Raw genomic sequence first — 22404 nt, 5'->3', positions numbered from 1 at the left:
CTGCTCAGGCCCCCTGGAAGGTGTTTCCGGTCGTGGTGACGACGGCGCACTTGGCGGCCGCCCAGCGCAGCGCCATCTCGTGGTCGGCGCGGGAGAAGTCGGCGACGGCGTCGGCGACGAGGAAGGCCTGGATGTCCCGCATCCAGGCGTCGCACGCGGACATCAGCACGCCGATGTGGGCGTAGACACCGACGATGACCAGCTGGTCGCGGCCCTGCGCGCGCATCGTCTCCGCGAGGTCGGTCCGTACGAACGCGCTGTACTTCCACTTGGTGAGGACGGTGTCGCCGTCCTCGGGTGCGACGGCCGGGGCGATGGCCTTCGCGGAGGCGTCGTCGGGCAGCCCCGGTCCCCAGAAGTCCTGCTGGAGCCCGCGCTCGGCCGGGCTCTGGCCGCCGGGCTGCGCGGAGTAGACGACCGGCACGCCGAGCGCACGGGCCTGACTCGCCAACTGCCCGACGTTGCCGAGCAGTTCGGTGACCGGCGACTGCTCCTGCTTGAACGCGCGCAGGAAGTAGTTCTGCAGGTCGTGCACGAGCAGCACGGCACGGGACGGGTCGACGGTCCACTCCACCCGGTTCGCGGGCAGTTCGTCCGCGGTGGGCATGGGGTACGGGGAGATGGCGGGGAGTGCCATGGTCTGCGGGGCCTTTCGGTGTTACTGGTCGGCGGCGGCGGTGCTGCGAAGGTCCTTCTTCGAGACCTTGCCGATGCCGGTCTGCGGGAACGCGTGGACGAACTCGACCCGGTCGGGGACCTTGAAGGCGGCGAGTCCGCGCTCCCGTACGAACTTCTTGATCGCCACGGGCTTCAGCGGTTCGGCGTCGGCGCGCAGGATGACGTACGCGCAGGTCCGCTCGCCGAGGTACGCGTCGGGTACGGCGACGACGGAGACGTCGTGGACGGCCGGGTGGGCGAGGACGACGTTCTCGACCTCTTCCGGGGCGACCTTCTCGCCGCCGCGGTTGATCTGGTCCTTGGCGCGGCCCTCGACGACGAGGTGCCCGGTGGGCGTCATCCGTACGACGTCGCCGGTGCGGTAGAAGCCGTCCTCGGTGAAGGACCGCTTGTTGTGCTCGGGCGCACGCCAGTAGCCGCGGATCGTGTACGGGCCGCGGGTCAGCAGGTGCCCGGTCTCGCCGACGTCCAGATCCTGGTCCTCGTCGTCCACGACGCGGACCTCGTCGTGCCCGGAGATCGGGCGGCCCTGGGTGGTGACGATGGTCTCCACCGGGTCGTCCAGGCGCGTGTAGTTGACGAGCCCCTCGGCCATGCCGAAGACCTGCTGGAGCGTGCAGTTCAGGGCAGGACGCACCCGGCGGGCGGCCTCCTCGCTGAACTTGGCGCCGCCGACCAGGAGGACGTCGAGGCTGGACAGGTCGTACCGGGCGGTCGGCCCGGCGTCGGTCCACACCAGGGCGAGCGGCGGCACGAGTCCGGTGATCGTGACGCGCTCCCGCTCGATGATCGGGAACGCGGTCTCCGGGTCGGGCTGCGGGCACAGGACGACGCGCCCGCCCGCGTAGAGCACGCCGAGCGAACCGGGCGAGGAGAGCGGGAAGTTGTGCGCGGCGGGCAGCACGACGAGGAAGACCGACTCCTCGTCGACGGCGCAGATCTCGTTGGAACCCCACAGCGAGTACATGTAGTCGTCGTGGGTGCGCGGGATCAGCTTCGGCACGCCGGTGGAGCCGCCGGACAGCTGGAGGAACGCGAGGTCGGAGGGTTCCGGCTCGTCGTACGGCACGAAGTCGTCGCGGGCCACGTCGGTGAGCGGGGTGTGCGCCGGGTCCGCGCCGGGGTCGCCGACCACGAACACCTCGCGCAGCGTGGGCACTTGGGCCTGCACCTTGGTGGCGAGCGCACGGTGGTCGAAGCCCGCGGCGACGTCCGGGACGATGTACGCGACGGCCTCGGTGAACTCGCAGAAGTACCGGATCTCCGTCTCGCGGTGCGCGGGCAGCGCGAAGACCGGCAGGGCGCCGATCCGGAACAGCGCGAAGACGACCTCGAAGAACTCGGCCACGTTGGGGAGTTGGACGACCACCCGGTCGCCCTTGGCGATGCCGCGCGCGGCGAAGCCGTTCGCGAGCCGGTCGGCGCGGCGGTCGAGTTCGCCGTAGGTCCAGCGGCGCTCGCCGTCGACGATCGCGATGCGGTCGGGGTGGGCGGCGGCGCGCTCGTGGAGCATGGAGCCGAAGGTCTCGCCGCGCCAGTAGCCGAGTGCGCGGTACCGCTCGGCGAACTCCTCGGGCCAGGTCGGGGCATCGATACTGACGGGGATGGTCACAGCTCGGCTCCCACGGCGTTCAGGAAGGTACGGAACTTGGCGCCGGTCTCGGCGGTCTCGGCCTCGGGCGAGGAGTCGGCGACGACCCCGGCGCCCGCGTAGAGGCGCAGCCGGTCCTGCTCGGCCTCGGCGCAGCGGATGGTGACGACCCACTCGCCGTCGCCCTCGGCGTCGCCCCAGCCGACCATGCCGGTGAACATCCCCCGGTCGAAGGGTTCGAGCTGGCCGATGACGTCACGGGCGAGCGGCGTGGGCGTACCGCACACGGCCGGTGTGGGGTGCAGGGCGCACGCCAACTCCAGGGCGGACACGGCCGGTTCGCGCAGGGTGCCGGTGACGGTGGTGGACAGGTGCCACATCGCGGCCGTACGGACGAGGGTCGGGCGCTCGGGCACGTCGAGGTCGTCGCAGTACGGGGCGAGGGCGGCGCGCACCGCGTCCACGACCACGGCGTGCTCGTGCAGGTCCTTCGGCGACTGCAGGAGCGCGGCGGCGCGGCGCACGTCCTCGGCGAGGTCGGTGCTGCGCGGCGTGGACCCGGCGAGCGGGTTGGCGACGAGCTGTCCGCCGCGCCGGGACACGAGCAGTTCGGGGCTCGCGCCGAGCAGCGTACGGCCGGGCCCGGACGGCACCGCGAAGGTGTACCCGGACGGGTCGCGGCGGGCCAGGCGCTGCAGCAGCGCGGGTATGTCCAACGGCCGCGGCGAGCTGAGTTCGAGGGTGCGGGCGAGGACGACCTTGCTGAACTCCCCGGCCCGCATGCGCTTCACGGCACGGGCGACGGAGTCGGCGTACTCCTCGGGCGCCGGCACCTGGCGCACGTCCCACTCGGCGTCGGCGGGCGCCTCGGCGGGCACGCCGATCAGCGGGTCCTGGTGCAGCGCGGGCCCCCAGCGGACGGCCTCGGGCACGGCGAGGTCGGCCGGCTCCTCGTGGTCGAAGGCGATGGCCCCGACGACGACGGGCGCGGGGTCCCCGGCGGCCCGCTGCTCCCGCAGCGTCGCGGCGACCCGCTCGGTCAACGGCCGTGCGTCGTGCGGGACTTGGGCGCGGGTGCCGTGGGCGAGGAGGGTACGCGTCGGCGAGGCGAAGAACCGGGTGTCACCGGTCCGATAGGCATCGAGCAACGCGGTCGCGGCGCCGACCGTCGGCTCGGCGGGGGCGACGTCCTGGGTGGATGTCACGAGTAAGTCTCCTGAGGGGGCGTGAGGAAAATCCAGCCCGTCCGGCGTTTGAGGACGAGGCCGCAGGCCGATCGACGGCAACCGGGTCAACCCGAACCGAACGGCTGACGTAAGACCGGTTCAAGCCCGAAGCGTCGCCCCACCGTCCACGTACAGGTCATGCATCGTGATGTGCCGAGCCCGATCCGACACCAGGAACACCACCGCCTCGGCGACATCCGCGGGCGCGGCGATCCGCCCGAGGGGGATGCCGACGCGGTACGCCTCCGGGTCGCCGTCGATGACGCGCCGCTCGGACGCCTCCGCGTCCTCGCTCCACAGCTGCCGCTGCATGGCCGTATCCGTGGACCCGGGCGACACCACGTTGCACCGCACCTGGCTGCGGGCGAGTTCGAGCCCGAGGCATTTGGTGAACATGGTCGCGGCGGCCTTCGACGCGGCGTACGCGGCCATCGAACTGCGCGGCACTCCGGCGGCGTTGGAACCCACGGTGACGATGCAGCCGCCTCGGCGCCCGCTCATGTGGCGGGCGGCGGCGCGCGAGGTGTGGAAGACGCCGGTGGCGTTGACCGCGAAGGTCTCCGCCCAGTCGGCGTCGGTGAGTTCGACGACGGGCGCGGGGCGCATCACCCCGGCCACGTTGACGAGAATGTCGAGCGGGCCGATGACACGTTCCACCTCGTCGACGAGCTCGTCGACCGCGGGGCCGAGGGTGACGTCGAGTTCCCGGGCGACGACCTGGCCGCCGGGGTAGTCGTCGGCGAGTTCCTTGACGCCGGCGGCCTCACGGTCGACGGCCACGACCTGGGCGCCGCACGCGGCGAGCGCGCGGGCCACAGCTTCGCCGATGCCCTGTCCCGCACCGGTCACGAGCGCGGTGCGGCCTGCGAGTTCGGGTGCGGAAGGGGTCACTTGGCCATCGCCTTCTCGATGTCGTCGAGCACGGAGACGGCCGCGTTGGCGCCGCCGAGGCTGGTCCACTTGGAGCCGTCGATCTCGGTGACGTGCCGGTCGCGTACGGCATCGAGCTGCTTGTACGCGGCCTTGTCCTTGAGCTCGCCGAAGAGGTCGGCGTCCTTGCCGGTGGAGGCGAGGGTGCCGATGAACAGCCAGTCGGCGTCGATCTGCTTCAGGTCCTCGTCGCTGAGCGGCGTGGAGTGGCCCTGGCCCTTGTCGTTCTGGATGCCGGGCCGCTTGAAGCCGAGGTCCTTCAGGACGTCGGAGATGAACACGCCCTGCTGCATGACGGCGGTGCCCTTGGCGGAGTAGCGGGCCACGGACACGGTGGCGCCGGCGTTGTCGCCGAGGTTCTTCTTCAGCTCGGCGGTCTTCTTGTCGTAGTCGGCGAGGAAGTCCTTGGCCTCGTTCTCCTTGCCGAGCACCTGGCCGGTGAGGGAGAGGGCCTTCTTCCAGCTCTTCGTCCTGTCGACGGTGACGACGGTCGGGGCTATCTCGGACAGCTGCTTGAGCACCTGCTGGTCGGCGAGCTGTCCGGCGAGGATGACGTCCGGCTTGGCCTGCAGCACCTTCTCGATGTCGGGTCCGGTGACGGCGCCGACGACGGGGATGCCCTTGGCCTCGCCGGCCAGGTACTCGGGGGCACCCTTCTGGCCGCGGCCCGCGGTGAGTCCGACCGGCCGCACGCCGAGGGCGAGCGAGGAGTCGAGGTCCATCTCGCTGAGCGCGACGACGTTCTTCGGTTCGGCCGGGACCTGGACCTTCTTGCCGGTGGCGTCGGTGACCGACACCTTTTTGGCGTCGCCGCCACCGGTGTTGGCGGTGGTGTCGGCCTTGTCCGATCCACAGGCGGTGAGCGTGAGCGCGGAGGCGATGGTGACGGCGGCCACCGCGGTCAGCCGGGCGCGAGGAGTGGTGTGAGTGGACATGGCGTACGTCTCCGAAGGTTCAGGTTCCCGTGCCGGACGGCACTTCGGGTAGGCAAATCTGGGCATGGCGGTGCACAGCTGGGCATGGCGGGGCATTCACCCCGGGCAGCAACCCGTTGCGTCACTTAGGTTAGGCTAACTTTATGTCGATCACGCAAGTGGGCGGGGTGTCCGGGGCCCAGACCGAACCGCCGATAACCAGGCCGAAACGGATACATCGCCCAACCCTCCTGGCGGCGGCCGCACTTGCGGTACTCCTGCTCCTCCTGGCCCTGCTCTCGCTCCTGATCGGCACCGGCTCCAGCACCGTCGGACGCGCCTGGGACTTCCTCCTCGGCGACCCCTCGGCCCGCGCGGACGCCCAAGTACGCCTGGCCGTCATGGACGTACGCCTGCCGCGCACCGTCGCCGCCGTCCTCGTCGGCGTCTGTCTCGGCGCCGCGGGCTGTCTCCTCCAGGCCGTCACGCGCAACCCGCTCGCCGAGACCGGACTTCTCGGCGTCAACTCCGGCGCCGCGCTCGGCGTGGTGATCGGTCTCACGTACTTCGGGGTCGACTCCCCCTACGCGATGCTGGTCTGGGCCCTCGTCGGCGGCATGGCCGCGAGCGCCGTCGTCCTGCTGCTCGCCGCCTCCGGACGCGCCGCGGGATCCCCGCTGCGGCTCGTCCTCGCCGGCTCCGCGCTCGGCGCGACCTTCCACGGACTGACCTCGTACGTGCTGCTCAGCACCCAGTCGACCTTCGACACCTACCGCTACTGGACCATTGGTTCGCTCGCGGGCATCGAGACCTCCGACACGTATCCGCTGCTGCCGCTGATCGCCGTCGGCCTGCTCGTCGCGTTCGGCTGTGCCAGGCCGCTCGGCGCGCTCGCCCTCGGCGACGACAGCGCCCGCTCCCTCGGCCACCACCCGGGCCGTATCCGGGTCGTGGTCGCCGGGGCGGTGACGCTGCTCGCCGGTTCGGCGGTCGCGCTCGCCGGTCCCGTCGCCTTCCTCGGGCTGCTCGCCCCGTACGCGGCCCGCACGGTCAGCGGTCCCCGGATCGGGTCCCAACTGCTGCTCTCCGCACTGGTCGCGGCGGGCGTCCTGATCGTCGCCGACCTGCTCGCCCGCGTCGTGATCCGCCCCTGGGAGACCCCGGTCAGCGTGCTCCTCGCCTTCATCGGCGGCCCGCTGCTCATCTGGATCGCACGCACCGACCGGATGTCCACGGCGGGAGCTTCGGCATGAGTACGGCCGCGTCCCCGACGTCCCCGACGTCCCCGTCGTCCCCGACGTCCCTCGCACCCGGCTCAGGCAGGGGCATCACGCCGCCCGACTCCACCGTCGTCCGCGCGGGCACCCTCTCCTGGCTGTTCCCGTACCGCAGCGCGCTCGCCGCGGTCGGGCTCGGCGTGCTGATCGCCCTGATCACGGCGCTCGGCGCGTTCGCCTCGTCCACGGGCATGAGCTTCGGCGACACCCTCAAGGGCCTGATGGGCACGGGCGATCGGGCCACCGTGATGCTCGTGCAGGACTTCCGGCTGCCGCGGATCGCGGTCGGCCTGATGGTCGGCGCGGCCCTCGGGATCTCCGGCTGCCTCACCCAGACCCTCGCGGGCAACCGGCTCGCCACCCCCGACGTCATCGGCGTCAACGAGGGCGCCACCGCGGCCGTCGTCGCCTCCGTCGTCGGCTCCAGCACCGGCATGATCGGCGACTGGTGGCTCGGCCCGCTCGGCGCGGTCGGCGCCGCCGTGCTCGTCGTCCTGTGCGCGGGCGGCGCGGGCGGCCGCGGCTACCGGCTGCTCGTCGTCGGCATCGGCGTCTCCACCGTCATCGGCGCCGTCACCGACCTGGTCATGTCCCGCGAGAACGACAACACCGCGGGCGGCGTCTTCCTGTGGACGGTCGGCAGCCTCAGCGGCCGCGACTGGACCGTCGGCACCCCCCTGCTCGCCGTCCTCATCGTCCTCGTACCGCTCGCCCTCGTCGCGGGCAGCCGCCTCCAACTCCTCCGCTTCGACGACGACATGGCGAGCACCCTCGGCGTCAACCTCACCGTCGTACGGGCCGCCACGCTCGCCCTCGCGGTGGCGCTCGCGGGCGTCGCCGTGGGCATCGGCGGCCCGATCGCCTTCGTGGCACTCGCCGCACCCGTGATCGCGGGACGGCTCGGCGGGCCCACCCGCGTGCCCGTGATCGGCTCCGCGCTCGTCGGCGCGGCGCTGATCGGAGCGGCCGACGCGCTCGGCCGGGTCGTCGCGCCCGTGGAGATCCCCGTCGGCGTCATCACCAGCGTCCTCGGCGGACCGTTCCTGCTGTGGGTGCTGTTCGGTACCTCTCGCCCCGCTTCCGGAAAGGCCTGACTCCCATGCATCTCGCCGTAGAGGCCCTCACCGCGGGCTACCCGGGCCACACCGCCGTACGCGGCGTCGATCTGTCGGTGCCAGCGGGGCAGGTCGTGGCGATCGTCGGCCCCAACGGCTGCGGCAAGTCGACGCTGCTGCGCGCCATGGCCCGCCTGCACAAGCCGAGTTCGGGCAGCGTGCGCGCCGGGGACGCCGACGTCTGGCAGCTCCGGCAACGCGCCGCCGCCCACCGCATCGCGCTCCTGCCGCAGTCGCCGCAGGCCCCGGAGGCGGTGACGGTCGCGGGCCTGGTCCGGTACGGGCGCCATCCGCACCAGGGCCTGTTCCGCCAGTGGTCCCGCGAGGACGAGCAGGCGGTACGCGAGGCCCTCGACGCCACCGGCGCCACCGAGCTCGCCGAGCGCCGCCTCGACCAGCTGTCCGGCGGTCAACGACAGCGTTGCTGGCTCGCGATGGTCCTCGCACAGCAGACGCCGATCGTGCTGCTCGACGAGCCGACCAGCGCCCTCGACCTCGGCCACGCCGTCGAGGTCCTGGAACTGGTCCGCGAGGTCGCCGCCGCGGGCCGCACGGTGGTGATGGTCCTGCACGACCTGGCGAGCGCGGCGCGCTACGCCGACACGATCGTCGCGATGAACGCGGGCGAGGTGCTCGCCCACGGCCCCTCCCGCGAGGTCGTCGACGCGGCCCTGGTCAAGGAGTTGTACGGCATCGACGCGGACATCCTGCGGGCACCGGGGGACGGGTCACCGGTGGTGGTGCCGGTGGCGCGGGGCTGACACACATCGCCCGAAGGGCGGGTGTCCGGAACCTTCAAGACGTGCGCCGCCGCCCTCCCCTAGCCTCCCCGTATGACCACACCTACGCCCCGCTTCGACCTCATCGGCCTCGTAGTCTCCGACATGGCCGCCTCCCTCGCCTTCTACCGGCGGCTCGGCCTCGCGTTCCCCGACGGCGCCGAGCAACTCCCCCACGTGGAGGCACCCCTCCCCGGAGGGCTCCGCTTCGCGCTCGACAGCGAGGCCACGGTCCGCTCCTTCACCCCCGACTGGCAGCCCCCGGCCTCGTCCGGCCGCGCGAGCCTCGCGTTCCTGTGCGCGGACCCGGCCGCGGTCGACACGACGTACGAGGAGCTGGTCACCGCCGGATACGAAGGTGCGCTGGCGCCCTTCGACGCGTTCTGGGGCCAGCGGTACGCGACCGTCCTCGACCCGGACGGCCAGAGCGTGGACCTGTTCGCACCGCTGCCGGACGGCACCGTCACGGACGCGGACTGAGCAGCTCCGTCATCCGCGGGGTGGGGGACGGAACGGCGGCGCGCGGGATCAGTCGCGCGGCGGGCGGTCCTCCGGGGGGCCCGCCTCGCCGTTCTTGCGGTGGTGGTGGGTGCGCAGGCGGCCCGTGACGTCCTCCGGGGGGAGGAACTGGGCCCAGCGCTCGGGGAACTCCGAGGGCATCTCGGGGTTGTCCGGGTCCTCCTGCGCCGCCCGCGCCGCCTTGGCCCGCGCGACGACCTCGGCGGCACGCTGCTCCCGTACCCGCTCGTTCGCGGCGCGCGCGGCCGCCGTGGCGACGGACGGCCACACCCGGTCGATCGCGGCGTTCACCGCGGCCCCCACGAGCACCGCGAACGCGCCGACGCCGATCCACAGCAGCACGGCGATGGGCGCGGCCAACGAACCGTAGATCGTGGGGCGTCCGCTCGGCCCCTCGATGGTGGTGGTGAGGTAGATCCGCAGCAGGAAGCTGCCGAGCACCCACATCCCGAGCGCCACCAGCGCACCGGGCACGTCCTCCACCCAGGGCGACCGCACGGGCACGGACACGTGGTACAGCGTCGTCAGGAAGACGATGCTCAGCACGATCACCACGGGCCAGTACAGGAACCGCACCAGGGTCTCGGACCACGAGAACAGGCCGATCACGGCGTCCGGCCCCGCGACCATCAGCGGCAGCGCCACCGAGCCGATCAGCAGCGCCACGAGGAACAGCAGGAACGCGAGCAGCCGGGTCTTGACGATGCCGCGCACCCCGTCGAGCCCGTACATCACGGTGATCGTGTCGATGAAGACCGTCACCGCACGGGAGCCCGACCAGAGCGAGATGACGAAGCCGATGGAGATGACGTCGGGTCTGCCGCCCTTCATCACGTCGTCGAGGATCGGCTGCGCGATCTCCTTCACGCCCTCGTCGGAGAGAACGGTCCGGGAGGCCTCCAGGATGTTCTCCCGCAGCGACTGGATGGTGTCGGCGCCGGTCCAGGTGTCGACGTACCCGAGAAGTCCGATGAGGCTGAGCAGCAGCGGCGGTACGGAGAGGAGGGTGAAGAACGCGGCTTCGCCGGCGAGGCCGAGGATGCGGTACTCGACGCAGGAGTCGACGGTGTCCTTCAGCAGCAGCCAGGCGGTCTTGCGCTTCGACATGTTCCGGTAGAGGACCCGAGCGCGGTGGAGCCGTCCTGAGCCCTGCTCAGGTGTTTCGTTTGCCTGGTGCACCTCCTTACCGTATCCGCATGGCACCAAGCACCCACACCGTGACCAACCAGGCCCCGCCCCTGGTGGGATACGACGTCTTCACCTCCGACCGCGCCCTCACCGAGGCGGTCGCGCGCCACCTCGACCCGGAACTGCTCGACGGCGCACGCGCGGAGCTCGGCGCGCTCGGCGCCGCCGCCGGATCGGCCGAGGTCCAGGAGTGGGGTGCCCGCGCCAACGAGCACCCGCCGAAGCTGCGTACGCACGACCGCTACGGCCGTCGGATCGACGAGGTCGACTTCCACCCCGCCTGGCACCTGCTCCTCGAACGGGCCGTGTCCGCGGGCCTCACGTCGGCGTGGACCCGGCCGGGCGGGCACGTGCGCCGGGCCGCGGGGTTCCTGGTGTGGACGCAGGCGGAGGCGGGACACGGCTGCCCGGTGTCGATGACGCACGCGGCGGTACCCGCGCTGCGCGCCGAGCCTGCGCTGGCGGCCGCGTGGGAGCCGAAGCTGACGTCCACGGTGTACGAGCCGGGGCTCAGGCCCGCCGCGCAGAAGACCGGGGTGCTCCTCGGGATGGGCATGACGGAGAAGCAGGGCGGCAGCGACGTACGGGCCAACACGACGTCGGCGGAGCCCTTGTCGGAGCCGGACGCGTATGCGTTGCGCGGCCACAAGTGGTTCTGCTCCGCGCCGATGTCGGACGGCTTCCTGGTCCTCGCGCAGGCCCCGGACGGCCTGACCTGCTTCCTCGTGCCGCGCGTCCTGGACGACGGCAGCCGCAACGCGTTCGCGATCCAGCGGCTCAAGGACAAGCTCGGCAACCGCTCGAACGCGTCAGCGGAGGTCGAGTTCGACGGGACGTGGGCGCGCCGGGTCGGCGAGGAGGGGCGCGGGGTGCGGACCATCATCGAGATGGTCGCGGCGACCCGCCTGGACTGCGTGCTCGGCTCGGCCGCACTCATGCGGCAGGCCGTCGCGCAGGCGGTGCACCACACCACGTACCGCAGTGCGTTCGGCGGCCCGCTGATCGACAAGCCGCTGATGCGGAACGTCCTCGCGGACCTGGCCCTGGAGTCGGAGGCGGCGACGACGCTCGCGCTGCGGCTCGCGGCGGCGTACGACGACGGGGGCGACCAGGAGCGGGCTTTCCTGCGGCTCGCGCTTCCGGCCGCGAAGTACTGGGTGACGAAGCGGTGCACGCCGGTCGCCGTCGAGGCCTCGGAGTGCCTGGGCGGCAACGGGTACGTGGAGGAGTCCGGCATGCCGCGCCTGCTGCGCGAGTCGCCGCTCAACTCGATCTGGGAGGGCGCGGGCAACGTCCAGGCCCTCGACGTGCTGCGCGCCCTGCAGCGCGAACCGCTCGCGCTCGACGCGTTCCTGCGCGAGGTCGGCCGCTCCCGCGGCGCGGACCACCGCCTCGACGGCGCGATCAAGGGCCTGCTCACCGAACTCGCCGACCTGCACGGCATCGAGGCCCGCGCCCGCCGCGTCGTGGAACGCCTGGCCCTGGTCCTCCAGGGCTCCCTCCTGGTCCGCTTCGCCCCACCGGACGTCGCGGACGCGTTCTGCGCTTCGCGGTTGGGCGGGGATTGGGGGTCGGCTTTCGGAACGTTGCCGCACACGCTGGGTCTGAGGTCGATCGTGGACCGGGCGGCGCCAGATTTCAGCCCGTCCGGGACAAGCCCGGCCCGCGGGACGACGTAAGACCCGCGGGACGACGTAAGAGAGGAACAGGAGTGATGCCGCGCCGACACGGCACCACCCCTGCCCTCGGGCCCCGTAAAGAGGAGCACGAACGCCGCGGAAGCGGCGTTGGGAAGAGTTTCGGTCAACTGCTCGCTTGTTGGCGAGGGTTGCAGACCGTTGCATCGACTCGCGCCAACGGCGAGCTTTCCGTCGGCTCCGGCGGGACGATGGGGTGCACCCTGGGGTGCACCTACTTCACTGGGGTTTCGGGGAGGCACCGGTGACGAACACGACGATCGACCTGGTCCGGCTCGCGGCGGTGGACGCGGGCCGCGCCGCCCGGCTGCTCAAGGGCGTGCGCGACGCCGCCCTCGCGGGGCAGGAACCGCCGGTCGAGCCACGGCCCGTGATCGAGGCGTCGTGGGACCGGATGCTGCGCGGCGGTGTGGATCCGGACCACGATTTCCGGGCCGGGCTGCTCGCCCTGGAGGACATAGAGGAGCGCCGGCGTACGTCCCCGCTGCGGGAGGTCCTGCCGGTGCTCCGCGAGGGCCTCGTCTCGTTCGCGGACGCCGCGCAGCACATCATGGTGGTGGCCGACGCCGACGGCCGGGTGCTGTGGCGCGAGGGCCACACCTCGGTGCTGCGCAAGGCGGACGGCCACGGGTTCGAACTGGGCGCGGACTGGCGGGAGTCCACGGTCGGCACGAACGGCGTCGGCACCCCGCTGGTCGTCCGCGGACCGGTGCAGGTCTTCTCCGCCGAGCATTTCGTCCGTACGCATCACTCCTGGACGTGCGCGGGATCCCCGGTGACGGACCCGCGCGACGGCCGGTTGATCGGCGTGGTGGACGTGAGCGGCCCGGTCGACACGATGCATCCGGCGACGCTCGCCCTGGTCCACTCGGTGACACGGCTCGCGGAGGCGGAGCTGCGCAACCGGCATCTGCGGTCCCTGGAGCGGATGCGGTCAGTGGCCGTGCCGCTGCTGTCGCGGATGGCGGGCCGCGCCCTGGTCGTCGACGAGAACGGCTGGACGGCCGCGGTCACGGGCATGCCGCACGTCGACCGGATCCCGCTGCCGAAGTCCCTCACATCCAAGTCCCGTACGACGAACCGCACTTGGCTGGCCTCGATCGGCGCGTGCACGGCCGAGGAATTGCCGGGCGGCGGCTGGCTGCTCCGCCTCGACCCGGCCGCGAGCGACGCCTCCGACCCGCCCCACGCCACGACGGTCACCCTCGACCTCACCCACGCCCACCGCAGCAGCCTCACCGTGACCGGCGGCGCGGGCACCTGGACCCACGACCTCTCCCCCCGGCACGCGGAACTCCTCTACGTCCTCGCCTCCCACCACCCCTCCGGCCGCACCGCCGCCGACCTGGCGACCGACCTCTTCGGCGACCCGGCCCGCACGGTCACGGTCCGGGCCGAACTCTCCCGCGTACGGCGCTACTTGTCCGGGCTCATCGACCACCGCCCGTACCGCTTCCGGGAATCCACGGCCCTCACGCTGCTCCTCCCCGACTCACCGTCCGACCTCCTCCCCCACTCGGTGGCTCCGGCGGTGCTGCGGGGGCGTGGGGGTGCGAGGGCTCTCGGTTAGCGCACCCGCCGCGCAACCCGCAGCAGATACTCCTTCCGGTCGAGCGGGTCGAGGTCGGTGCGCGGGCGGGCCGGGGGTGGGGCCGTGCGGGTCGGGGCGTAGTGCGAGAAGGAGGTCTCCAGGACGCCCTCTCCGCTGGTCAGCCCGGGCAGTCGCTGTTCCAGGGCGTGGACGTGGGCGGCCGGCACCTCACCTTCGACGGTCCATTCCGTACCGTCCTGCCGCTGGTCGCGGGGTACGGCGCCGAGGCGGGCGAGGGCTGTCAGGAGCGGGGCGACACCGGACCGTGGCCCGTCCGGGGCCTCGATGCGGAAGCGGTGCATCGGCTCGTGGACGCGGGTGCCCGCCGCTTGCAGCGCGCTCATCAGGACCAGCGGTGTGAGGTGGCGGAAATCGCGGGCCGTGCTCGACATGCTCTTGTCGAACACGGCATGGGAATGGCTCTGCCGCGGCCAGTATCCGGAATGCGTCATGGTGACGGTGCAGTCGGTGACCTGCCAGCCGTAGAGCCCTTCTTTCAGGGTTTCCTCGACTGTTTCCGCCACCGCTTTGAAGAACGCGTACGGCATGGAACCGAGTTCGACTTCCAGGCGGAAGGTGTTTCCTGAACCGACTGGCGCGGGTTCGACGCGCAGACCGACCGTTCCGAGAAGCGGTTCGAGGTCCTTTTCGTACGCGTGGCCCGTTCCGGTGGGGCGTTCGACGCAGATCGTCGTCGTCTCCCGGAAGGTGACCTCCACCCCGAACTGCTCGGCCAGCGTGGCCTGGACGACTTCCTTCTGGACCTCTCCGTACAGCGACACCGCCACCTCGCCCCGTACGTCGTCCTGGCGCAGGTCGATCAGCGGGTCCTGTTCGGCGAGTCGGGTGAGGGCGAGGTGGAGGGGGCCTCGGTCGGCGGGAGTCGCGGGGACGACGACGGTCTCCAGGGTGGGCGGCGCGAAGTGCTGCTCCGCCGTGCCCTGGGGCGGTGTGCCGACGGCGTCGCCGATGCGGAGGTCGCCAAGGCCCCAGAGCTTGCCGATCCGGCCCGCGGTCACGGCGTCGGCCCGCCCGGCCGTGCCGCGGTCGAACACCGCGATGCCGGTGACCTTGCCCTCGGCGGTGCGGCCCGCGCTGCCGAAGGTGACCACGTCACGGACGCGTACGGTCCCGGAGAAGAGCCGTACGTACCCGATCTGCTCGCCTGCCGGGCCGCGTTCGACCTTGAAGACGGTGCCGGAGACCTGCTCGTCCGCGCTCCCCGTGGCGGCGGGCAGCAGCTCGCGCACGCCGTCGACGAGCGCCCGCACTCCCGCGCCGTTGATCGCCGAGCCGAAGTACACCGGGTGCGCCTGGGCCCGCGCGATCTGCGCGCGGAGCGCGTCGCGCAGCCGGGCGGGCGGCAGCGGCGTCCTGTCGTCCACGTACGCGGCGAGGATCTCGTCGTCGTGCTCGGCGAGCGTCTCGGTGAGGCGCGTGGTGAATTCAGGGGCGGTGGGCTCGTACGGGTGGACGGTCGCGGTGCGCGTGCCGGGCGCCGTGACCCTGCCGGTGGGGACGGCGGCGGGGGTGAGCTTCGCGGCGATCTCGCGCAGCACCCGCTCGGGCCGGGCTCCGGCCCGGTCGACCTTGTTCACGAAGATCAGGACGGGGATACGGAGGCGGCGCAGCGTACGCATCAGAATGTGCGTCTGCGCCTGTACGCCCTCGACGGCGGAGACCACGAGCACGGCCCCGTCGAGCACGCTGAGCACCCGCTCCACCTCGGCGATGAAATCAGGGTGGCCGGGGGTGTCGATGAGGTTGACGGTGGTGGCGTCGTCCAGTGCGAACGAGACGACGGCCGATTTGATCGTGATGCCGCGCCGGCGTTCGAGGGCGAGGGAATCGGTCTGCGTGTTTCCGTCGTCCACGCTGCCGATCTCGTCGATCACCCCGGCGGAATGCAGGAGCCTTTCGGTCAGGCTCGTCTTTCCGGCGTCAACATGCGCGAGGATTCCGAGATTCAGGGTGCGGTGTGATGGGGCCTGCGCTGATGCTTGTGCTTCTGCTTCTGCTTCTGCTTGTGCTTGTGCTTCGTGCACGGAACGTCATGTCCTTCGGGTCGATGGGCATTCCCTTCGGGTGGGACATGAACGTTCCGCGCATTGCTGCTCTCCTCGGATCGGGGCCGGGCACCTGGGCGGCCGGTACTGCGAGTACAGCGAGTACAGCGAGTACAGCGATATAGGGGAGTGGCGGGCAACCGAATTAGCCGGACCGCGATCGTCTCGCTGTACGAGACGGAGGACCAGTCCTCGACACAGGTCGGCCGTTGGCAGGCAGGCGCGCCCATGGTTCCCTGAGCCCATGAGCACCATCACCGTGACCACCTGGTCCCTGGAACAGACCTCCCCCGACGACCTCGTCCCGGCCGCCGCGCCGGAGGGCGACCTGCGCATCGTGCGCGCCGAGGTGCCGTCGCCGGAGTTCAGCCGCTTCCTCTACACCGCGGTCGGCGGCGACATCCGCTGGACCGACCGGCTCTCCCTCAGCTACGCGCAGTGGCGCGAGCAGCTCGACCGCTCCGGCACCGAGACCTGGGTCGCGTACGACAAGGGGACGCCCGCCGGGTACGTGGAGTTGCAGGCCCAGGACGAGGGGTCCGTGGAGATCGTCTACTTCGGTCTCGTCCCGGCCTTCCGCGGCCGCCGCATCGGCGGCCATCTGCTCTCGTACGCGACCGCCCGCGCCTGGGACCTCGCCGAGCGCTGGCCGGAGCTTCCGGCGACGAAGCGGGTCTGGCTGCACACCTGCAGCGAGGACGGCGAGCACGCGATGGCCAACTATCAGCGGCGCGGCTTCCGGCTCTTCGACACGAAGGTCGAAGAGGAACCGGCCGTCGAGGCACCGGGTCCGTGGCCGGGCGCCTGATCCCCGTCCCCGACCACTCGTGCAGGTCGCCGAGTGACCCAGGCCACAGCGTTCGTAATGTGAGACGATCTCGTCCAAACTACGGACAGAGCTGGACTGAGTCTAAAGGCCCATGCAACGCTTCCGTCATGTCTCGAGCTGGAATTGCCTTGGTGAGTCGGCGCCACGTCGACCTCGGCCGCATGTCCAGCGCGATCTGTCTGGCGCGCTGACCTCTCAGCACAACGCCGCATTCCCTTTTCCTGATCTGACACCACCCCTTACGCGCAAGGGCGCGCGCAGCTGTCGAAATGCACCGCCCTCATGCCCGTATGCGCTGGTCAGAGCCGCTTTCCCGTAGTCCCGAAGGACGTAGCAACCATGGCCGCAACCCCTGAGAAGCCCGTCTCAGCAGCGCCCCGACGCAAGGCGAGCCGTCACCGTGGTGAGGGCCAGTGGGCCGTGGGGCACTTCACCCCGCTCAACGGCAACGAGCAGTTCAAGAAGGACGACGACGGTCTCAATGTGCGGACACGCATTGAGACGATCTACTCCAAGCGTGGTTTCGACTCGATCGACCCCCAGGACCTGCGCGGCCGGATGCGCTGGTGGGGCCTCTACACCCAGCGCAAGCCCGGGATCGACGGCGGCAAGACCGCGGTCCTGGAGCCGGAGGAGCTGGACGACAAGTACTTCATGCTGCGCGTGCGCATCGACGGCGGCCGCCTCACCACCCAGCAGCTGCGGGTGATCGGCGAGATCTCCGAGGAGTTCGCCCGCGGCACCGCCGACATCACCGACCGGCAGAACGTCCAGTACCACTGGATCCGCATCGAGGACGTGCCGGAGATCTGGCGGCGCCTAGAAGAGGTCGGCCTGTCCACCACCGAGGCCTGCGGTGACACCCCGCGCGTCATCATCGGCTCGCCCGTCGCCGGGATCGCCGAGGACGAGATCATCGACGGCACGTCCGCCATGGAGGAGATCCACCGCCGCGTCATCGGCAACCCGGCCTTCTCCAACCTGCCGCGCAAGTTCAAGTCCGCGATCTCCGGCTCGCCGCTCCTGGACGTGGCGCACGAGATCAACGACGTCGCCTTCGTCGGCGTCGAACACCCCGAGCACGGGCCCGGGTTCGACCTCTGGGTGGGTGGCGGACTCTCCACCAACCCGAAGATCGGCCAGCGCCTCGACGCCTGGGTGCCGCTCGACGAGGTCCCGGAGGTCTTCGAGGGCGTCATCTCGATCTTCCGTGACTACGGCTACCGCCGCCTGCGCACCCGCGCCCGCCTGAAGTTCCTGCTCGCCGACTGGGGCACGGAGAAGTTCCGCCAGGTCTTGGAGGACGAGTACCTGAAGCGCGAGCTGGTCGACGGCCCCGCGCCCGCCCAGCCCGTGGCCAAGTGGCGCGACCACGTCGGCGTGCACCGCCAGCAGGACGGCAAGTTCTACGTCGGCTTCGCGCCGCGCGTCGGCCGGGTCGACGGCGCGACGCTCACCAAGATCGCGGAGATCGCCGAGGCCCACGGCTCGGGCCGCCTGCGCACCACCGTCGAGCAGAAGATGATCGTGCTCGACGTGGACGAGGTGCAGGTCGAGCCGTTGACCGAGGCGCTCGAAGCGCTCGATCTGACCGTGCGCCCGTCGGCGTTCCGGCGCGGCACCATGGCCTGCACCGGCATCGAGTTCTGCAAGCTCGCCATCGTCGAGACCAAGGCCCGTGGCGCCTCGCTCATCGACGAACTGGAGCGCCGCGTGCCGGACTTCGACGAGCCGATCACCATCAACATCAACGGCTGCCCCAACGCCTGCGCCCGTATCCAGGTCGCCGACATCGGCCTCAAGGGCCAGCTCATGCTCAACGACCAGGGCGAGCAGGTCGAGGGCTACCAGGTGCACCTCGGCGGCGCGCTCGGCCTTGAGGCCGGGTTCGGCCGCAAGGTCCGCGGCCTGAAGGTGACCGCCGACGAGCTGCCCGACTACATCGAGCGCGTCGTCAAGCGCTTCCAGTCGGAGCGCGAGGAGGGCGAGCGGTTCGCCACTTGGACGGCGCGCGCCCCCGAGGAGGCTCTCAAGTGAGCGACGCGCACGCGGCCGCCAGCCCGCACACGGCGACGAAGCCCGCACCTCTGCGCCGCGTGGGCGGAGAAGCGAACAAGGAGGCACCGTGAGCGAGCGCGCCGCGCCGTTCTACTGCCCGTACTGCGGTGACGAGGATCTGCGCCCCCACGAGTCCGGCCACGGCGCGTGGGAGTGCGCGGCCTGCAACCGGGCCTTCCAACTGAAGTTCCTCGGGTTGCTCACCCGGGGTCTCACGCACAACGACGGTGGTCTCACGCACAACGACGGTGGAGGGGACGAGATATGACGACTGCTCAGGCTCAGGGACGTACCGCCGACGAACTCAAGGAGCTCGCCGAGCGGGCCGGTCGTGAACTGGAGGAGGCCTCCCCCCTGGAGATCCTCGGGTGGGCCGCGCACACCTTCGGCAAGCGTTTCTGCGTGACCTCGTCGATGGAGGACGCGGTCGTCGCCCACCTGGCCTCGCGCGCCATGCCCGGCGTGGACGTGGTGTTCCTCGACACCGGCTACCACTTCCCCGAGACCATCGGCACCGCCGACGCCGTGGACGCGGTCCTCGACGTCAACCTGATCACCCTGACGCCCCGCCAGACCGTCGCCGAACAGGACGCGGAGTACGGGCCGAAGCTGCACGACCGCGACCCCGACCTGTGCTGCGCGCTGCGCAAGGTCAAGCCCCTCGAAGAGGGCCTGGCCGCGTACGACGCCTGGGCCACCGGGCTTCGCCGGGACGAATCGCCGACCCGCGCGAACACGCCGGTCGTCGGCTGGGACGAGAAGCGCCGGAAGGTCAAGATCGCGCCGATCGCCCGCTGGACCCAGGACGACGTGGACGCCTACGTGGCCGAACACGGCGTACTCACCAACCCGCTGCTCATGGACGGCTATCCGTCCATCGGCTGCGCGCCCTGCACCCGCCGGGTGGCGGAGGGCGAGGACGCCCGCTCCGGCCGCTGGGCCGGCCGCAACAAGACGGAATGCGGGCTGCACGGATGACCGACAACCAGGAGACACACGTGACCGCCGGCGCAGCCTCCGCTGCCACCGCCGCGCCCGCCACGACCGGGGCCACCATCTGGCTCACCGGTCTGCCGAGCGCCGGAAAGACCACCATCGCCCACGAGTTGGCGGGCCGTCTGCGCAGTGAAGGCCACGCCGTCGAGGTGCTCGACGGCGACGAGATCCGCGAGTTCCTCTCCGCGGGTCTCGGCTTCAGCCGCGAGGACCGGCACACCAATGTGCAGCGCATCGGCTTCGTCGCCGAACTGCTCGCCGCCAACGGTGTGAAGGCCCTCGTGCCGGTCATCGCCCCGTACTCCGACAGCCGCGAGGCGGTGCGCAAGCGCCACCAGGGCGAGGGCACCGCGTATGTCGAGGTGCATGTCGCCACGCCTGTCGAGGTGTGCTCGGAGCGGGACGTGAAGGGGCTGTACGCCAAGCAGGCAGCCGGTGAGATGACCGGCCTGACGGGTGTCGACGACCCGTACGAAGAGCCCGATTCGCCGGATCTGCGGATCGAGTCGCACCAGCAGACCGTGCAGGAGTCAGCGGCGGCGCTGCATGCGCTGCTCACGGAAAGGGGTCTGGCATGACGACCACCGCGCCCTTGCTGTCGGAGGAGACCGACAGCCCTTACGCGCTCAGCCACTTGGACGCCCTGGAGTCCGAGGCCGTGCACATCTTCCGTGAGGTGGCGGGTGAGTTCGAGCGGCCGGTGATCCTTTTCTCCGGCGGCAAGGACTCCATCGTCATGCTGCACCTGGCCCTGAAGGCGTTCGCCCCCGCGGCGATCCCCTTCTCGCTGCTGCACGTGGACACCGGGCACAACTTCCCCGAGGTCCTCGACTACCGCGACCGTGTGGTGGCCGAGCACGGCCTTCGGCTGCACGTCGCCTCCGTGCAGGAGTACATCGACGCGGGCAAGCTGCGCGAGCGCCCCGACGGCACCCGCAACCCGCTGCAGACCGTGCCGCTGACCGAGGCCATCCAGCAGCACCGCTTCGACGCGGTGTTCGGCGGCGGCCGCCGCGACGAGGAGAAGGCCCGCGCGAAGGAGCGGGTGTTCTCCCTGCGCGACGAGTTCTCGCAGTGGGACCCGCGCCGCCAGCGCCCCGAGCTGTGGCAGCTCTACAACGGCCGGCACGCCCCCGGCGAGCACGTCCGCGTCTTCCCGCTGTCCAACTGGACCGAGCTGGACGTGTGGCAGTACATCGCCCGCGAGGACATCGAGCTGCCGCAGATCTACTTCGCGCACGAGCGTGAGGTGTTCTCCCGGTCGGGGATGTGGCTGACCGCCGGCGAGTGGGGCGGGCCGCGCGAGGACGAGCCGGTCGAGAAGCGCCAGGTGCGCTACCGCACGGTCGGCGACATGTCCTGCACCGGCGCCGTCGACTCCGACGCCGACACCCTGCAGGCCGTGATCACCGAGATCGCCGCGTCCCGGCTCACCGAGCGGGGCGCCACCCGCGCCGACGACAAGATGTCCGAGGCCGCGATGGAAGACCGCAAGCGCGAGGGGTACTTCTAAATGAGCACGCACGCCGAAAACGCCGGCCCCGCCGACACGGCCGACGCGGCACAGTTGGCCGGACTGGCCGATCTGTCGGCGACGACCCTGCTGCGCTTCGCGACGGCCGGTTCCGTCGACGACGGCAAGTCCACCCTCGTCGGACGCCTCCTTCACGACTCCAAGTCGGTCCTCACCGACCAGCTGGAGGCCGTCGAGCTGGCCTCCCGCAACCGCGGTGCCGCCGAGCCCGACCTTGCGCTGCTCACCGACGGCCTGCGCGCCGAGCGGGAGCAGGGCATCACGATCGACGTCGCCTACCGCTACTTCGCCACGCCGCGGCGCCGGTTCATCCTCGCCGACACCCCCGGGCACGTGCAGTACACGCGGAACATGGTCACCGGCGCCTCCACCGCCGAGCTGACCGTGATCCTCGTCGACGCCCGCAACGGTGTCGTCGAGCAGACCCGCCGGCACGCCGCCCTGGCCGCGCTCCTTCGGGTGCCGCACGTGGTGCTCGCGGTCAACAAGATGGACCTCGTCGACTACGCCGAGCCCGTCTTCGCCGAGATCGCCGAGGAATTCACCACCTACGCCTCCGAGTTGGGCGTCCCGGAGATCACCGCCGTCCCGATCTCCGCGCTCGCCGGTGACAACGTGGTGGAGCCGTCCGCGAACATGGACTGGTACGGCGGCCCGACGGTCCTCGAACACCTGGAGACCGTTCCGGTCAGCCACGACCTGGCGACCTGCCATGCGCGGTTCCCCGTCCAGTACGTGATCCGGCCGCAGACCGCCGACCACCCCGACTACCGCGGCTACGCCGGCCAGATCGCCGCCGGCACGTTCCGCGTCGGCGAGTCCGTCACCGTCCTGCCCTCGGGCCGCAGCTCGAAGATCACCGGGATCGACCTGCTCGGCACCAGCGTCGACGTGGCCTGGACGCCGCAGTCGGTGACGCTGATCCTCGAGGACGACATCGACATCTCCCGCGGCGACCTGCTCGTGCCGTCCGGGGACGCCCCGGCCACCAGCCAGGACATCGAGGCGACCGTCTGCCACGTGGCCGACACCCCCCTCGCGGTCGGCCAGCGGGTGCTGCTCAAGCACACCACCCGCACGGTCAAGGCCATCGTCAAGGAGATCCCCTCGCGGCTGACCCTCGACGACCTGTCCCAGCACCCGGAGCCGGGCGAGCTCATCGCCAACGACATCGGCCAGGTCCGCGTGCGCACCGCCGAGCCGCTCGCCCTCGACTCCTACGAGGACTCCCGCCGCACCGGCTCGTTCCTGCTGATCGACCCGGCCGACGGCACCACACTCGCCGCCGGTATGGCGGGTGACTCGTTCGCCTCGAAGACGGTGCCCAGCGTCGAAGCGGACGACGAGGGCTGGGACTTCTGATGCGTACCGATGTGTTCGCGACGTTCGCGAAGGAGGGCGGCCGCATCGGCAGCG

21 protein-coding genes are annotated in these 22404 nt (G+C 71.3%); 14 read left to right on the top strand and 7 right to left on the bottom strand.

The window, feature by feature from the left end; translation table 11 throughout:
• Positions 1 to 4 precede the first annotated feature (4 nt).
• The 5 genes from QIT00_RS12455 to QIT00_RS12435 all read right to left on the bottom strand — a co-directional run bounded on the left by QIT00_RS12455 (position 5) and on the right by QIT00_RS12435 (position 5360).
• On the bottom strand, positions 5 to 637 hold the full coding sequence (locus tag QIT00_RS12455; protein ID WP_282535261.1) for an isochorismatase family protein: 633 nt from the start codon (positions 635 to 637) through the stop codon (positions 5 to 7).
• A 21-nt stretch (positions 638 to 658) separates the two neighbouring features.
• Positions 659 to 2290, bottom strand: coding sequence for a (2,3-dihydroxybenzoyl)adenylate synthase (locus QIT00_RS12450; RefSeq protein WP_282535260.1), 1632 nt, complete (start codon positions 2288 to 2290; stop codon positions 659 to 661).
• The gene (gene dhbC / locus QIT00_RS12445) at positions 2287 to 3474 is read right to left on the bottom strand and encodes an isochorismate synthase DhbC (RefSeq protein ID WP_282535259.1); all 1188 of its coding nucleotides are present in this window, start codon (positions 3472 to 3474) and stop codon (positions 2287 to 2289) included. Before dhbC ends, QIT00_RS12450 begins: the two co-directional genes overlap by 4 nt.
• Positions 3475 to 3594: 120 nt before the next feature.
• Positions 3595 to 4386 carry a 2,3-dihydro-2,3-dihydroxybenzoate dehydrogenase gene (locus tag QIT00_RS12440; protein ID WP_282535258.1) on the bottom strand — a complete coding sequence of 264 codons (792 nt, stop codon included), beginning with the start codon at positions 4384 to 4386 and terminating at the stop codon, positions 3595 to 3597.
• Positions 4383 to 5360, bottom strand: a complete 978-nt coding sequence (locus QIT00_RS12435; protein ID WP_282535257.1) for an ABC transporter substrate-binding protein — start codon at positions 5358 to 5360, stop codon at positions 4383 to 4385. The genes QIT00_RS12440 and QIT00_RS12435 overlap by 4 nt, the downstream gene beginning before the upstream one ends.
• Positions 5361 to 5503: 143 nt before the next feature.
• On the opposite strand from QIT00_RS12435, the gene QIT00_RS12430 reads away from it, so the two are divergent.
• The 4 genes from QIT00_RS12430 to QIT00_RS12415 all read left to right on the top strand — a co-directional run bounded on the left by QIT00_RS12430 (position 5504) and on the right by QIT00_RS12415 (position 8990).
• On the top strand, positions 5504 to 6592 hold the full coding sequence (locus tag QIT00_RS12430) for a FecCD family ABC transporter permease (RefSeq protein WP_282535256.1): 1089 nt from the start codon (positions 5504 to 5506) through the stop codon (positions 6590 to 6592).
• Complete coding sequence (locus QIT00_RS12425) at positions 6589 to 7710, top strand: FecCD family ABC transporter permease (protein ID WP_282535255.1); 1122 nt, start codon at positions 6589 to 6591, stop codon at positions 7708 to 7710. Before QIT00_RS12430 ends, QIT00_RS12425 begins: the two co-directional genes overlap by 4 nt.
• Before the next feature lie 5 nt (positions 7711 to 7715).
• Complete coding sequence (locus QIT00_RS12420) at positions 7716 to 8492, top strand: ABC transporter ATP-binding protein (RefSeq protein WP_282535254.1); 777 nt, start codon at positions 7716 to 7718, stop codon at positions 8490 to 8492.
• Between the two features lie 72 nt (positions 8493 to 8564).
• Complete coding sequence (locus QIT00_RS12415) at positions 8565 to 8990, top strand: VOC family protein (protein ID WP_282535253.1); 426 nt, start codon at positions 8565 to 8567, stop codon at positions 8988 to 8990.
• A 48-nt stretch (positions 8991 to 9038) separates the two neighbouring features.
• Here QIT00_RS12415 and QIT00_RS12410 read toward each other — a convergent pair whose 3' ends face one another.
• Positions 9039 to 10208 carry a YihY/virulence factor BrkB family protein gene (locus QIT00_RS12410; protein ID WP_282535252.1) on the bottom strand — a complete coding sequence of 390 codons (1170 nt, stop codon included), beginning with the start codon at positions 10206 to 10208 and terminating at the stop codon, positions 9039 to 9041.
• Between the two features lie 17 nt (positions 10209 to 10225).
• Between QIT00_RS12410 and QIT00_RS12405 the strand changes: the two genes are divergently transcribed.
• Positions 10226 to 11896, top strand: a complete 1671-nt coding sequence (locus tag QIT00_RS12405) for an acyl-CoA dehydrogenase family protein (RefSeq protein WP_282535251.1) — start codon at positions 10226 to 10228, stop codon at positions 11894 to 11896.
• Positions 11897 to 12158: 262 nt separating this feature from the next.
• Positions 12159 to 13484 carry a GAF domain-containing protein gene (locus QIT00_RS12400; protein WP_282535250.1) on the top strand — a complete coding sequence of 442 codons (1326 nt, stop codon included), beginning with the start codon at positions 12159 to 12161 and terminating at the stop codon, positions 13482 to 13484.
• Here QIT00_RS12400 and QIT00_RS12395 read toward each other — a convergent pair.
• A complete protein-coding gene (locus QIT00_RS12395; RefSeq protein ID WP_282535333.1) occupies positions 13481 to 15475 on the bottom strand; it encodes an elongation factor G in 1995 nt (664 codons plus the stop codon). The two genes, QIT00_RS12400 and QIT00_RS12395, sit on opposite strands and share 4 nt — an antisense overlap.
• Before the next feature lie 340 nt (positions 15476 to 15815).
• Here QIT00_RS12395 and QIT00_RS12390 point away from each other — a divergent pair, with 340 nt between their 5' ends.
• The 8 genes from QIT00_RS12390 to QIT00_RS12360 all read left to right on the top strand — a co-directional run bounded on the left by QIT00_RS12390 (position 15816) and on the right by QIT00_RS12360 (position 22350).
• Positions 15816 to 16379, top strand: a complete 564-nt coding sequence (locus QIT00_RS12390; RefSeq protein ID WP_282535249.1) for a GNAT family N-acetyltransferase — start codon at positions 15816 to 15818, stop codon at positions 16377 to 16379.
• A gap of 128 nt (positions 16380 to 16507) precedes the next feature.
• Entirely contained in the window at positions 16508 to 16591 is an 84-nt protein-coding gene (locus QIT00_RS38925; RefSeq protein WP_408909764.1) for a putative leader peptide, read from the top strand.
• Positions 16592 to 16739: 148 nt separating this feature from the next.
• Positions 16740 to 18437: a nitrite/sulfite reductase gene (locus QIT00_RS12385; RefSeq protein WP_282535248.1), complete on the top strand. Its 1698-nt coding sequence runs from the start codon at positions 16740 to 16742 to the stop codon at positions 18435 to 18437.
• A gap of 88 nt (positions 18438 to 18525) precedes the next feature.
• The gene (locus QIT00_RS12380) at positions 18526 to 18726 is read left to right on the top strand and encodes a hypothetical protein (RefSeq protein WP_282535247.1); all 201 of its coding nucleotides are present in this window, start codon (positions 18526 to 18528) and stop codon (positions 18724 to 18726) included.
• Complete coding sequence (locus QIT00_RS12375) at positions 18723 to 19436, top strand: phosphoadenylyl-sulfate reductase (protein ID WP_282535246.1); 714 nt, start codon at positions 18723 to 18725, stop codon at positions 19434 to 19436. Before QIT00_RS12380 ends, QIT00_RS12375 begins: the two co-directional genes overlap by 4 nt.
• A complete protein-coding gene (cysC, locus tag QIT00_RS12370) occupies positions 19433 to 20032 on the top strand; it encodes an adenylyl-sulfate kinase (RefSeq protein ID WP_408909762.1) in 600 nt (199 codons plus the stop codon). Before QIT00_RS12375 ends, cysC begins: the two co-directional genes overlap by 4 nt.
• Entirely contained in the window at positions 20029 to 20967 is a 939-nt protein-coding gene (gene cysD / locus QIT00_RS12365; RefSeq protein WP_282535244.1) for a sulfate adenylyltransferase subunit CysD, read from the top strand. The genes cysC and cysD overlap by 4 nt, the downstream gene beginning before the upstream one ends.
• Positions 20968 to 22350, top strand: a complete 1383-nt coding sequence (locus QIT00_RS12360) for a sulfate adenylyltransferase subunit 1 (RefSeq protein ID WP_282535243.1) — start codon at positions 20968 to 20970, stop codon at positions 22348 to 22350.
• Positions 22351 to 22404 lie beyond the last annotated feature (54 nt).

This window comes from Streptomyces luteolus, from assembly GCF_029968015.1.
GTDB classification, from domain to species: domain Bacteria; phylum Actinomycetota; class Actinomycetes; order Streptomycetales; family Streptomycetaceae; genus Streptomyces; species Streptomyces luteolus.
The sequence above is the reverse complement of the archived record's forward strand: the minus strand, read 5'-3'. Positions and strand labels throughout refer to the sequence as shown.